General features: G+C 56.1%; 12 protein-coding genes. 5 read left to right on the top strand and 7 right to left on the bottom strand.

The window, feature by feature from the left end:
- Positions 1 to 3: 3 nt before the first annotated feature.
- Positions 4 to 825: an aldo/keto reductase gene (locus K5R88_RS11585; RefSeq protein WP_226299985.1), complete on the bottom strand. Its 822-nt coding sequence runs from the start codon at positions 823 to 825 to the stop codon at positions 4 to 6.
- Between the two features lie 509 nt (positions 826 to 1,334).
- Positions 1,335 to 2,483 carry an aldose epimerase family protein gene (locus tag K5R88_RS11580; protein WP_223437037.1) on the bottom strand — a complete coding sequence of 383 codons (1,149 nt, stop codon included), beginning with the start codon at positions 2,481 to 2,483 and terminating at the stop codon, positions 1,335 to 1,337.
- Positions 2,484 to 2,729: 246 nt separating this feature from the next.
- Here K5R88_RS11580 and K5R88_RS11575 point away from each other — a divergent pair, with 246 nt between their 5' ends.
- Both K5R88_RS11575 and K5R88_RS11570 read left to right on the top strand, forming a co-directional pair.
- Positions 2,730 to 3,479: a hypothetical protein gene (locus K5R88_RS11575; protein ID WP_008044104.1), complete on the top strand. Its 750-nt coding sequence runs from the start codon at positions 2,730 to 2,732 to the stop codon at positions 3,477 to 3,479.
- 219 nt (positions 3,480 to 3,698) lie between these two features.
- Positions 3,699 to 4,484: a sulfite exporter TauE/SafE family protein gene (locus K5R88_RS11570; protein ID WP_008033636.1), complete on the top strand. Its 786-nt coding sequence runs from the start codon at positions 3,699 to 3,701 to the stop codon at positions 4,482 to 4,484.
- Positions 4,485 to 4,509: 25 nt separating this feature from the next.
- Here K5R88_RS11570 and K5R88_RS11565 read toward each other — a convergent pair whose 3' ends face one another.
- The 3 genes from K5R88_RS11565 to K5R88_RS11555 all read right to left on the bottom strand — a co-directional run bounded on the left by K5R88_RS11565 (position 4,510) and on the right by K5R88_RS11555 (position 9,391).
- The gene (locus K5R88_RS11565; protein ID WP_226299984.1) at positions 4,510 to 7,347 is read right to left on the bottom strand and encodes an EAL domain-containing protein; all 2,838 of its coding nucleotides are present in this window, start codon (positions 7,345 to 7,347) and stop codon (positions 4,510 to 4,512) included.
- 625 nt (positions 7,348 to 7,972) lie between these two features.
- Positions 7,973 to 8,323: a hypothetical protein gene (locus tag K5R88_RS11560; protein WP_226299983.1), complete on the bottom strand. Its 351-nt coding sequence runs from the start codon at positions 8,321 to 8,323 to the stop codon at positions 7,973 to 7,975.
- A gap of 180 nt (positions 8,324 to 8,503) precedes the next feature.
- Positions 8,504 to 9,391 carry a helix-turn-helix transcriptional regulator gene (locus tag K5R88_RS11555; RefSeq protein ID WP_223437031.1) on the bottom strand — a complete coding sequence of 296 codons (888 nt, stop codon included), beginning with the start codon at positions 9,389 to 9,391 and terminating at the stop codon, positions 8,504 to 8,506.
- Between the two features lie 152 nt (positions 9,392 to 9,543).
- On the opposite strand from K5R88_RS11555, the gene K5R88_RS11550 reads away from it, so the two are divergent.
- A complete protein-coding gene (locus tag K5R88_RS11550) occupies positions 9,544 to 10,263 on the top strand; it encodes a cysteine hydrolase (RefSeq protein WP_226299982.1) in 720 nt (239 codons plus the stop codon).
- Between the two features lie 57 nt (positions 10,264 to 10,320).
- Positions 10,321 to 10,554: a DUF2798 domain-containing protein gene (locus K5R88_RS30915; RefSeq protein WP_081500232.1), complete on the top strand. Its 234-nt coding sequence runs from the start codon at positions 10,321 to 10,323 to the stop codon at positions 10,552 to 10,554.
- Positions 10,555 to 10,575: 21 nt separating this feature from the next.
- On the opposite strand, the gene K5R88_RS11540 is transcribed toward K5R88_RS30915, so the two are convergent.
- Complete coding sequence (locus tag K5R88_RS11540; RefSeq protein WP_226299981.1) at positions 10,576 to 10,944, bottom strand: VOC family protein; 369 nt, start codon at positions 10,942 to 10,944, stop codon at positions 10,576 to 10,578.
- A gap of 176 nt (positions 10,945 to 11,120) precedes the next feature.
- On the opposite strand from K5R88_RS11540, the gene K5R88_RS11535 reads away from it, so the two are divergent.
- Entirely contained in the window at positions 11,121 to 11,669 is a 549-nt protein-coding gene (locus K5R88_RS11535) for a DUF4174 domain-containing protein (RefSeq protein ID WP_223481773.1), read from the top strand.
- Between the two features lie 181 nt (positions 11,670 to 11,850).
- Here K5R88_RS11535 and ampC read toward each other — a convergent pair whose 3' ends face one another.
- Positions 11,851 to 13,017 carry a class C beta-lactamase gene (ampC, locus tag K5R88_RS11530; RefSeq protein WP_226299980.1) on the bottom strand — a complete coding sequence of 389 codons (1,167 nt, stop codon included), beginning with the start codon at positions 13,015 to 13,017 and terminating at the stop codon, positions 11,851 to 11,853.
- Positions 13,018 to 13,049: the final 32 nt, after the last annotated feature.

Here is a 13,049-nt window from a genome sequence, read left to right as displayed (position 1 = left end):
GGCTCAGACCATGGCCAGTCGCTGTTTGCGGTGTGGCGCGTGAAACGCGTGGTCCAGCGCCTCCAGATCCCCGGCTACAAGCTTCAATTGCGCGGCATGCGCATTCAGTTGCACATGCTCAGGTCGGACCGCCTTGGGGATGGCAATGACTCCATCCTGCCGCAGAATCCATGCCAAGGCTACCTGGGCCGGTGTCGCCGCGTGACGGGCGGCCACCTGCTTGAGTGTCGGGTGAGCGAGCAAACTCCCGCCCTGGCCGATGGGACAGTACGCCATCAATGGCTGACGATGCTGTTGGCTCCACGGCAGTAAATCAAATTCTATTCCACGCTCCTCAAGGTTGTAGAGCACTTGATTGGTGGCGCAGGCCGGGGAGGCCAGTTCTTGCAGGTCATCCACGTCGAAATTGGACACGCCCCAACGGCCGATCTTGCCGGCCTCGCGCAGGCGTTCGAATGCCTCAACGGTTTCTTCAAGGGGGTACTGGCCGCGCCAGTGCAGCAGGTACAAATCAATGTAATCGGTGTTCAACCGCCGCAGGCTGCGTTCGCAGGCCTCGGGGATGCCCTTGCGGCTGGCGTTGTGCGGATACACCTTGCTGACCAGAAACACCTTGTCGCGCAGGCCGGCAATGGCTTCGCCGACGACTTCCTCGGCGCCCCCTTCGCCGTACATTTCCGCGGTGTCGATCAAGGTCATGCCCAACTCAATGCCCAGGCGCAACGCGGCGACTTCCTCGTGGTGTCGAGCAGAATCTTCCCCCATGCGCCAAGTGCCCTGGCCGATAACCGGTACGTTGAGGCCGGCCAGTTCTAGAGTCCGCATGCAAAGCTCCTTGATGTCATTCGGTCGATACTTCGGTTGGCAGCAGAATAGCCCATGGGTTCCCCGGGCTGTAGGTGTCAACGATAACGCGGGCTGTCTGAATGAACGCGCCGTCCGGACGCTTTTCGCGGGCAAGCCTCGCTCCTACAGGGAATCGCGTTTGCTTTCGCTTTTCACCACTCATCAGGCCGAGCGTTAGCTCGCCTTCAGCTTTTGATCTTGAGGTACACGCCCCCTCGAGAGGCCGAGTGGAGGTTCTGCGCAGTGGGCAACCCGGCATGGATGCCGGGTTAGCCGCCCCCGGCCATGGATGGCCGATGGCGGCGGGCCCACGGAGCAGGACCGGAGCGAGGGCATGGCGAGCATTAGCGAGCCACCGAACGAAAGGGGCAAGAGCGCTTGGTTACTTGGCGCTTCTCCAAGTGACTCGCCGTAAGGGCGAAACCACGATCAGCCATCACCGAAATAATGGATATTCACCCAAGCGCTGATGCCCCCCCCCCAACGTCTTACCGAGCAGAAAACTTCAACACAGTACTCTGGGTATACGTCTTGCCCGGATCCAGTCGCGTAGACGGGAAGTTCGGCTGATTGGGCGCGTCCGGGTAATGCTGGGTTTCCAGAGTGAACGCGCTCCAGTGTGCGTAAGTCTTGCCGGCCTTGCCCTTGACCGAGCCATCAAGGAAGTTGCTGGTATAGAACTGCACGCCAGGCTCAGTGGTATAGAGCTGCAAACGACGCCCGGACTGCGGGTCGCTGACATCGGCAGCCAGTTTGCCGAGGTCCCCCTTGGCATCCAGCACCCAGTTGAAATCGAAGCCACCCTGTTTCGGCTCGGCGAATTTCAGCTGCGGATGATCCGCCTTGATGTGTTTGCCAATGGCGGTGGGTTGGGTGAAGTCCATCGGCGTACCGGTCACCGGAGCCAGCTCGCCGGTAGGAATCAACTTACCGTTGACCGGCGTGTAGTGACTGGCGTGCAAGGTTGCGACCTGTTGCAACACGTCGCCGTTACCCGCGCCGGCCAGGTTGAAGTAGCTGTGATTGGTCAGGTTCAGCACCGTCGGTTTGTCGGTGGAGGCCTTGTACTCAATGCGCAGCTCGTTGTTTTCGTTGAGGCTGTAGGTGACCTCGGTTGTCAGGTTGCCAGGAAAACCCATTTCGCCGTCCGCCGACAGGTATGTCAGCGTCACGCCCACTGAATCCTTGCCCTTCGCCGGTTTGGCTTTCCAGACATGTTTGTCAAAACCCTGCGGGCCGCCGTGCAGTGAATTCGAGCCGTCATTTTGCGGCACCTGAAAGCGCTTGCCATCGATTTCGAACGCACCGTTGGCCAGGCGATTACCGAAGCGCCCGATGGTCGCGCCGAAGTAGGCCTTGCCGCTCTGATAGCCCTGTACGTTGTCGAAGCCGAGCACCACGTCTTCGAGCTTGCCGTTTTTGTCCGGCACGGCAAGCGACTGCAGCGTCGCTCCGTAGGTGATCACGGTGGCCTGCATGCCGTGGCTGTTACGCAACACGTATTGTTCGACGGTTGTGCCGTCATTGGTTTTGCCGAAGGCTTTATGTTCGCTGGACAGACCATTGGCCTGGGCGGTGAGGGTGGCGATCATCAGGGACAGCCCAAGGGCGTAGTGCGGGTATCTGGAGTGAAGCATGGGTTACCTTCCTTTTTATTGTTTTTAAAGTAGTCATACTAAATATCGATTGTTAATTCGACATGGAAGGATTTATAGCTGAATCGTGCGGCGTTTCAATTAAAAAGTATGACTAATTAGTGATCCCCTTCACTTTGTTGGGAAAGGGCGGACTGCAGGTTCTGCACTTTTTCGCAATCCACGGCTCTACCCTTGGTCAGCCTGCGGCGATCCCCTCTGCCGGCCCATGCCCAAGTTCAAGCACCCATGGCCCGAGTTTTACCCCTCACCGCTGTGCACATCCGCCGCCATTGCCTGCTGCTCGCCGTTCTGTCGATGCTCTTCACGACCGGTTGCAGTCAGCAGCAGGGCCGGGACATCGTCAGCCAGTTTCGTGAAGGCAGGCCCCAGGAATTCCTCCAGACCAGCGTCGACCGCATGGCCACCCTGGCGATGCGCGACAACCTCGACAGCCTTTACCTGCTGATGGGCAAGCTCTACCTGCGCAACCCGCAGGAGCTGAAGAAGTCCGGCTTCCTCGACGCCCGCACCGCCGGCAAACAGGTGCGCCTGGCCATCGAACAGCAACAACCGCTGCCGACGCTGGGGGGCAAGAAGGATCTGGCGGCGCTGAATTACGCCATGAGCCCGGAGTTCCTCGGCGACCGGGTCGGCGCTTTCATCTACGCCATCGGCAGCATGCTGGTCACCGCTCACGGCAATCGGCTGGAGTTTTACATGACCGATGCGATCAACCCGGTCTTCGTCAGCAACGCCGCGCGCAACATCGAGAAAGCCACCTGGATCCTCAGCCAGCGGCAAAACAAAAACGGCGAGCCCTTGCTGTTTTCCAACGAGATCTCGGAGGAGGGCAGCAACCTGAGTTTTGCCGTGGAGTTCGGCAAGATCGTCGCGCGCCTGGACCTGCTGACCCAGATGCTGGACGAGCGCTACCGGCGGATCGGCCTGAACTACGCACAGAGCCTGTTGTTCCTCAATTTCCTCCCCGTCCAGTAAACCCCGACCCTGTAGGAGCCGGCTTGCTGGCGATAGCGGTATATCTGCAACATTGATTTGACTGACACACCGTAATCGTCGGAACGCCGCCCGCAGCAAGCCGGCTCCTACAGGGAGTGCGCATGAAGGAATAACGATAGACCGCATCGATATAAGTAGTTATAAGAAAAATCGCTATGCTGCGGGCCAGTTTTTTCATGCGTTTTTGTGGGCGTGTTAATGGATTTCGTTAACTTCGGTTTGGTTGTGGCAGGTTTGGTGGTGGGGTTCATTGTCGGCATGACCGGCGTGGGCGGCGGCTCGCTGATGACGCCGATCCTGCTTTGGTTCGGCATCAATCCGGCGACAGCGGTGGGTACGGACCTGCTGTACGCCGCGATTACCAAATCCAGTGGTGTGCTGGTACATCGCAAGAACAAGAACATCGACTGGGCCATTACCGGTTGGCTGACGCTCGGCAGCGTGCCGGCCGTGGCGCTGACGTTGTGGTTCCTGAGCAGTTTGCAAACGTCCCCCGACGCGATGAACGCCATCATCAAACAGGCGCTGGGCTTCGTCCTGTTTGCCACGGCACTGGCGATTTTCTTCAAGAAACGCCTGCTCGACTTCGCCCACAAACGCGCCGGTGGCACCTACAACCCAAGCGGCAAACGCTTGAATGGGCTGACCGTGATCACCGGCCTGATCCTCGGCACCATGGTCGCCCTGACCTCCATCGGCGCGGGCGCCCTGGGCACCGTGGCGCTGTTCATTCTGTATCCGCTGTTGCCTACCCGCCGCCTCGTCGGCACGGAAATCGCCCACGCCGTACCGCTGACCCTGGTCGCCGGTCTCGGCCATGCGAGCATGGGCAACATGGATTGGCATGTGCTGGGCTACTTGCTGGTCGGTTCGCTGCCGGGGATTTACCTGGGCAGCCACCTGACCGGCCGCATCTCGGATGAGGTGTTGCGCCCGTGCCTGGCGACGATGCTGGTGCTGATCGGCTACAAACTGGCGTTCTAGGTTCTGTACGACTTCCCTTGAAATCTCACAGCAGGCTCCTGGGAGCCGAGATTCGGTAGCGTTCGCTATCATCGCTGGAAAGGAATCTCTCGCGGATCCATTGAGCCAAATCCTGAGGGGCCAAAGGGCGCGAGAAACAATAACCTTGCGCTATCTGGTATCCCTGGCCTCGAAGGATTTCAAGTTGCGCATCGGTTTCAACACCTTCGGCGACAATGTTCAATTGCAAGCTCTTGCAGATCCCGGCAATCGACTGTGCCAGTGTCCGGGCACTTTCGCTTTTTTCGATATCGTCGATAAAACTCTTGTCCAGCTTGATGGTGTCCACGGGCAGTCGCAGCAAGTAGCTCAGGCTGGAGTAACCGGTGCCAAAATCGTCAATGGATAAGCTGACGCCTAATTGACGGACCTCGGTAATGACCGATATGACATTGTCGGTGGCGTCCAGTATGAAGTCTTCCGTGACCTCCAGCGTCAAGCAGGAGGGTAAGAGCCCATGCTTTGTCAGCAGAGACTGGATGAGATCAATAATGGCTCTGTCGCGAAAGGCGACGGGGAAGATGTTTACCGACATACGAGGCACGGCAAGTCCCGAGTCGCGCCATTGAGCCATCTGCCGGCAGGCTTCGGTGAGTACCCATTGATTGAGCTTGGGCATCAATCCTGCCTCGCGCACCAAAGGGATGAATCGATTTGGAGGGATGTTTCCAAGCTCCGGATGACACCAGCGGGCAAGTGCCTCGACACCAAAAAGCTGGTTGTCGTCGAGCGCTATCTGGGGCTGGTAATGCAGCGTCAGCTGATTGGACTCCAGGGCATTCTCGAGGGCCAGGCTCAGTGTCAGTTCGTCATTGGTTGAATCGTTGATCACCTGGTCGAACACTTCAATTGCCTGGCGGCCTGCGGACTTGGCTTTGTACATCGCCTGATCGGCATGCAAAAGCAACGAGTGAATGTCGTTACCGTGGTCTGGATAAATACCAATACCAATGCTGGCCGAGGGCGCAATTTTTACATCGGCCAACATCATGGGTTCCGATAGTTTGCTGAGCATTCTTTCTGAAAAGGCAATCGCCTGTTCAGCGCTGGAGGGAGACAGAATAATGACGAATTCATCTCCTGAAAGCCGGCTGACAAAGTCATTGCCCCTCACAGAACCCTGAAGCCTCCTGGCTATTTCAGACAGAAGCAAATCCCCGGCGGCGTGCCCAAGTGAGTCATTGATTTGCTTGAACTTATTAATGTCGATGAACAACACGGCCATTGATGATTGCGAGCGCTGAGCATTGGCAATCATTGAGTTTGCTTTCATCATCAACAGTCGCCGATTGGGCAACATCGTCAGGCTGTCATAATAGGCCAGTCGTTCAATATCGTTGATAAAGCTGTCCCTCTCGAGGGCGAGTGCGCACAGCTTCAGGCTGGTTTCAAGCAGCCGGTGATGTTGGACCGCAGGGAGGTGATTTTCACGGTAGTAAAGGGTAAATGTGCCTAAACAACGTCCGTTGTTGGAGCGAATGGTGTTAACCCAGCCGGCCGTGAAACCGAACGATTGCGAGAGCTTGTGATCGATGCAATCGCCCTGGTCCGATGCAGGGTCAGTGAAGTTCAGCATCATGCTTTCTTTCACGTCCATTTTTTTCAGGATGGACCTTTCGGCAAGGCTTTCCAGTGACTGAATCAACCCGGCCGGCAGGTTGAATTCCGCCACCAGTGGAAGGCAGCCCTGCTCATCAAATTGTCTTATTGAAACGCCGATTTCAGGAGCGATACGACCTATCTCCAGACAAATCAACTTCATGATGTCGGGAAGTGGCTCTTCGCGGGCCATGGCACTGAGGACCTTGAACTGCAACTCGTCGTTCATCTTGGCTTCGGTGATGTCCGTCACAATAGCCACGACGTCCTGCTGAACACCCTGTGGGTCGAGCACCGGATTGGCGACTACGCGTACCCATAATGGATTCTTTGATTTGTTGTAGACCAGTAATTCAGTGGTATGGCTTTGTCCTTTCTGGATACTGTTTCTGAAAGAAAGGACGGCTTCCTGATCCGTATGGCGGCCATAAAATACCTCGTCCGGTTTTTTCCCCACCAGGTCTGATATTTCATAACCCAGCATGCGCACAAAACCCTCGTTTACATAGGTAATTATGCTGTCCGGATTGGTCACGATAATTGCACTGTCAGTTCGATTGACGGCAATTTTTAGAAGTCGACTCTTCTCTACTTTTTTTATGATGTACAGCAGGAAGAATGTTGTTGCTAATACCATGAGAAGTATTATTGCAGCGGCGGCGATGTATATTTTAAATCGGTCACCCATGGACTGAAGTGAAGTCTGGCTGATGCTGTTTCCGTATTTTATGAAGTTTTTTTGTTCCAGAAGGAGTTGCTCTTGAATGTCCTGTACCGGCTGAGCGAGTGCCCATTGGACGTCGCCAGCGCCCGTGTACTTGACCAGTTGATTGAGCACCTCCACATAACGTGAATACACGTCTTTTAAAGCCTGGACTCGGATGTGGTTTTCTTCATCAACCTTTGTGTGTGTGAGGAAGCGGTCAAACGATTTATTCGCCAGTGTCAATTCCGTGCGGGCGTGTTGCACCATTTCATGCGGAATTTTATTAAACAGTACGATGCGGGTGTTGGCTCGCGACAGGGAGAGGCGTGCCTCCATCAAGTGTTGAACAGTTTCTGCCACTGCGTCGACTTGATCGACAGCGACACTTGATAGGGTTCCAATGCTCGATTGGTTGCTGCTCACTAACCATAAGCTGAGGACTAAAGTTGCACACTGGAATACCAGCGCAGTCGTCAGGATCGTCCTCAAACCATAAGGCAGTGCAAGCTTGCGAAGCAAATAATCCTCCTCTGTCTCGGACAGATAGGGAAACGTTAGTAAAGGGAGCATCCAGGCAGAAAGTGCCTGGCTGGCAGTTCATGATTGTACGAAAGGAATTCAGTGTTCGGAGCTGTACCGGATGATGTCAGGAAAAGTCGCAACAAGGTGTCGCCGGGCTTTTCTTTTCAAGGGAGAGAGAGCCGCTTTTCCGAGGTTGCTGGCCAGGGGCCATTAAGGCGGGGAATTTTATAAGAAAGTAGTGTTGAATTGAAATGCTTAAACGTGACGACGAGGATAATTTTTGCTGTCTTTGTTGGCCGAATGGTCAGGAAAGTAAATAAAAGTGCTTGTGTGTTAGATGCTTATCCATGTTTGTCTGACAACCGGCTATGAAGTTGCTGTTTTTTGCATTGCCTTAGATGAAGCGGCTTTTGCGGCTGATACCTATCGTTAGATCGATGAGTATTCATTGCGATGATTATCATCAAGAAGCTGTTTACGGTGTTCCGCAGCCTTTAAGGATAAAGCGCGGTGTAAGAAAAAAGGGCAGACGAGATGCGGCTCGTCCACCCTCGAAAACGAGAAAAAAAGAGGAACCGACCCATGGCCGGATCCCAAGAAGGAGTTCGTGGTGATGGCAGGATCAACTGTCCTGACGCACCAGGCGCGGGCCTTTGCGCGTCACTTGCTGACCTGGTTCGAAGTGGGCATTGGGCGAGCGAACAGTGCTGATTTCGCCTTGGGCGTCCTTCACTTCATAAGCGGTTTCCGTGAGACCGGCCGCTTCCTGAACCGCGCTGCCGGCAAAGAATCCGACACCGGCACCGATCAGCGCTCCAATCGGGCCACCCACAGCGCCGACCATCAATCCGGTCACGGCACCGGCGCCCTTGCCAGCGGTGGTATCAGGCACCTCACGGACGACCTGATCGGCCATGCACACAGGTGAGAGCAACAGGCAAAGCGTAAAACTGAGGGGGATGGAACGAGACATGATGATTTCCTGCTTTGGAGGCATTTCCAAAACTATTTCATGAATCGTGCCAGTTTATTTGTTGTTATATATCAACAAGATATGATTGTGTGTTGTCATATATACAACGGCTGGAAAGAGTCGATATGACACGTCGAGTAGTCATAAAGACTGCGCTTGGGTTCGGCGATCCTTGCTCTGTTACGCCTGTGAAGCCAGAAAATCTTGTGCAGGCTGCACGTGTGCGGTCACCAAGGGGGCTTCTGCACTGGCATCGCGTTTCAGCCACTCGGCTGGAGGGCAGCCAATGACGTTCAGAAAGCTTTTCGAAAAAGACGCCTGCGAGCTGTAACCGACCGACTCGGCGATCACCTTGATCTGAACACCATCACGAAGCATGTCCTGAGCCACCTTCATCCTCCATGCGGTGACGTACCCCATAGGCGACTGCCCCATTATCTGAGTGAAGCAGGCAGAAAATTTCGACCTGGACATGTTCGCCAGGCTCGCCAGTTTCTCGACGGTCCAAAGCTCATCCGGCACTGAATGGATGCTGTTGAACACCGCGCCGAGGCGCCCATCCTGCAGGGCATAGAGCAATCCACTGGATATCAGTCCGTCTGCAACGGCGCGTCGCACGATCAGGACAAATATGTATTCCAACAGCAGATTCAGCGCTTTGGTCCTTCCAGCCTCCTGATCCCGAAACTCGGCGAGTAACGCGCCAATAACCGGGTCGAGATTCTCCAGCTCTCTGAATGGGAAGATCAGGGTTTCTTTGAGCCCGAGAGGGAAGGGGTGTTGTGTGTTTCGCCCAAATTGAAATGAGGCGCAAATCAGTTCTGCCCCCTCGATCGTATTGGAGCGCAGTTGATACCGGCAACTGCTCGGACAGAACAGCACGCTGGGCTCGGCAATGGAGATCTTTGGTAACCCAGGCTGAACCATGTCGATACCGCCCTGGCTGATGACATGGATGAACGCCATACCTGGCGGCTTATCGAGGACAAGAGTGCCATCGACCCGGCCAGAGAAGAAAAGCCTGCCCTGAAGGTTCGTGCGTTCGAAGAATTCGGACAGGATATCCATGATAGCGACGACCAGATAAAGACTCTGTACGTGCTGACAAAGTCGGATCAGAAGGTGGGGATAGCATGATGTTCTCGCCGATGGTAAGCAACGGCCCGCAGGGGCGCCATGGCATAGAGCAACTTTGTTACCCACGATCGGAGTCTATTGGCATGAGCAACGACACAACACGCCTCGCACATTACGCAGATCCAGCCAGCCCTGCGCTGCCAAATCCAGGGATGAAAATTGACCTTTCCCGCGCTGCGCTGGTCGTCATCGACCCCCAAATCGATTTCCTCAGCCCTGAGGGTGTGAGTTGGGATGTGTTTGGCAAGAGCATCGTCGAACACGATGTGGTCAATCACCTCGGTCAGTTGTTCGCAGCCGCCAAAGGTGCGGGCATCACGGTCGCTGTCTCTCCGCACTACTACTATCCGTGCGACCACGAGTGGAAATTCGGCGGGCCGCTGGAAAAGGTCATGCACTCCATCTGCATGTTCGATCGCAAGGGCCCGCTGACCCTCGACGGTTTCGAGAACTCCGGTGCGGACTTCATGCCCGAGTTCAAGCCGTACATTCTCGACGGCAAAACCATCATCGCTTCGCCACACAAGGTCTACGGCCCGGAAACCAATGACTTGGCGCTGCAACTGCGCAAGCACGGTGTATCGCAAATTATTCTGGCGGGTATGGCGGCCAACCTTTGCGTCGAGTCGCACCTGCGTGAATTACTCGAGCAAGGCTTCGAGGTGGCCGTGGTGCGTGACGCTACCGCCGGCCCGACCACCCCGGAAGGGGATGGTTACCTGGCCGCGCTGATCAACTTCCGTTACATCGCCAACGCTCTGTTGACGACTGCGCAGACTGTTGAATTGCTCCAAGCCAAGTAAGGTCCATGCAAGCCGGCTGCTCGCCACTTGCGACGCAGCCGTCTGGGAGTACCGGAAATGCCCAAGCTCCATCGGCGATTTCGCCAGCGAACTTCTGCGGTGATCCAGTCCGCAATCACCTGCGCTATTGCTACGGCCATAGCCAGTCCTTCAAGCCTTTCGGCCAGCCAGTTACTGTCGTATGGATTAAAAGCCTGGCTGGTTGCCTGGATGACCATTGTGCCATTCGTGTTACTTGCGACACCGCTGATAAGGCGGCTAACGTCCTTTGTGGTGCAAGAAGATCCTTAAGATGCCCGGCAGCATTGTTTGTCATTCCCGGGTGAAAATCTCCAGCAGATGCCCGTCCGGGTCATCGAAATACACGCGCCTGCCACCCCCATAATCGTTGATCTGTTGCGGCCGCTGTTTGCAGGGATCAGCCCACCACGCTTGCTGCCTGGCTTGCAGGCGAGCGAACGCCGCATCGAAATCGTCGTCGCTGACCAGAAACGCATAATGCTGAGAGGCAATCGGCGGGTCATTGTCGTAGTAGTCCAGCGACACGCCGTTTTCGAGTTTCACGATCAACATCGGCCCGAAGGGTTCGGGGGCGGGCAAGCCGAGAATCTCGACCAGAAACGACGCGGATATCTGTTTGTTTCGGCACCAGACAATGGTGTGATTCAGCTGAGCGCTCATGGCGGGATCCTCACGGCGGTTCAGGTGTATATCGAGTCTTGAGATTAGCTCAGCCTGTTGCGCAATGACCGCCCTGACCTAAGCTTGGGTCAAGGCGAAACACAATTGCGGTGCGACCCCGGAACGAACGCCGCGATGCGCAATCATTAGAGCGTGGATATCAAAAGGAGATGCGCATGCTCATCAGGTCATTGACCCTGACAACCCTGCTGGCTTTCGCCGGCCCCTTGCTCGCCGCCGATGGCGACTCACCGCTGGACATGGACAAGGGCAGGTCCCGGCCGCTGATTGTCATTGCGCCGAGCACGGTCGACCCGGCGTGGGTCAGCCTGAAAAAGTCGCTGGATGAGCCGGCCAATCGCAAGGAATTCACCGACCGGAACATGGTCCTGTACACCGTACTCAACCTGATGGGCCAGCGCGAAGGCAAAGACCTCGGGCCACAAGACACGGCAGCCTTGATCCGTTCGCTCAAGTTGGGAGCAGGGGCCAAGACCAAGGTGATTCTGGTCGGCAAGGACGGCGAAAAGAAACTCGAGCAATCGGACGCGGTTGATCTGAAGACGATTTTCAGTACGGTCGACCAGTTGCCGTCCACCGAGAAAGAAGCCACGGTGCCCACCCCGCCGCCCGTCACAGAGGCCGCACCGCCTAACGGCACCAAGGGGGCGAAACCGGGCAAACCGGCGAAGCCTGCCAAGCCACCGGAAATGCCTGACGATTGAATGCGTAGATGGCCATGCGCTAACAAAAATGGGCGACCTCAACAGGTCGCCCATTTTTTGCCTGCGCCGACCCTTGTAGGAGCAAGCTTGCTCGCGATGAGGCCGTAACATTCGAAATCCCTTTCGCCTGACACACCGCAATCGCGAGCAGGCTCGCTCCTACAAGAGGTTGGTTCGTAGGTTATTGAGTCAATGTGCTCAACACTGCATGGGCGATTTTGACTCGCTCCGGGTTCGGGTAGTTTTTGTTGGCCAGGATCACGATGCCGATGTCTTTCGAGGGCACGTACGCCACATACGCGCCGAAGCCACCGGTGGAGCCGGTCTTGTTGATCAGTACGTTGTCCGGTTGAGCTTGCGGAGGGTTCAGCCACTGGACTTTGTGCGCCTCCATCGCCATTTGCGACGAGTTGCCGGCGAGCAATTTATCGAGGGTGATCGGGTAGTGGTAAAACTCCCAGCCCAGCCCCTGGGTCATGTCGCCGACCGTGTAGTAACCGGCATGCGTCGTGGCGATGGCTTGCTGCATCGGCGCTTCAAGGCTGGAGGGTTTGATGTTTGCCTCGACGTAGCGAAGCAGGTCCGAGGCGCTGGTTTTTACGCCATACGCTTCTGAGTCCAGTGCGCCCGGCTCGACCCGCACCGGTTTGTCTTCCTTGTTGTAACCCTGGGCGTAAAGCGCCATCTGATCCTGCGGCACCTTGAGGAAGGTGTGCTGCAAGCCGAGCTTGGGCAGCACAGTCTTTTCCATCAACTCATCAAACGGCTGGCCCATGCTGTTGGCTGCCAGATACCCGAACAATCCCAGGCTCGGGTTCGAATACAGCCGATGGCTGCCGGCGGTGTAAGCCGGTTTCCACTGTTTGAAATAGCCGAGCATCTTGTCCGCTGCATCCGCATTGTCGGGGAATTGCAGCGGCAGACCGCCGGCGGTGTAGGTGCCCAGTTGCAGCACGCTGACGTGATCGAACGCGCTGTCGCGCAATGCCGGCAGGACATGGCTGGCCTTGTCCGACAGGGACAGTTTGCCGCTGGCCTGGGCGTAGGCGGCGAGGGTGGCGGTGAAGGTTTTGCTCACCGAACCGATCTCGAACAGGGTGCTTTCGGTGACAGGCGTGCCGGTTTTCTTCGAGGCCACGCCGTAGTTAAAGTAATGCTGCTTGCCATCTACGGTGATCGCGACGGCCATGCCGGGAATGTTCTGTTGCTGCATGATCGGGGCAACCGCGGCATTCACCGCGGCTTCGATCTGCGCGTCAGTCTGATTCCCGGCAACGCAGTAACCTGCACTGAGGAGCAGTCCGAAAGCGCTGCAGGATAAGACCTTGCCGAATGTTGAGTTGTGCATGATTGAGCTGCTGTCCATGAGATTTGATGATT

The organism is Pseudomonas sp. MM213, from assembly GCF_020423045.1.
Lineage (GTDB): Bacteria > Pseudomonadota > Gammaproteobacteria > Pseudomonadales > Pseudomonadaceae > Aquipseudomonas > Aquipseudomonas migulae.
This window is presented reverse-complemented; position numbering and strand designations above follow the sequence as displayed.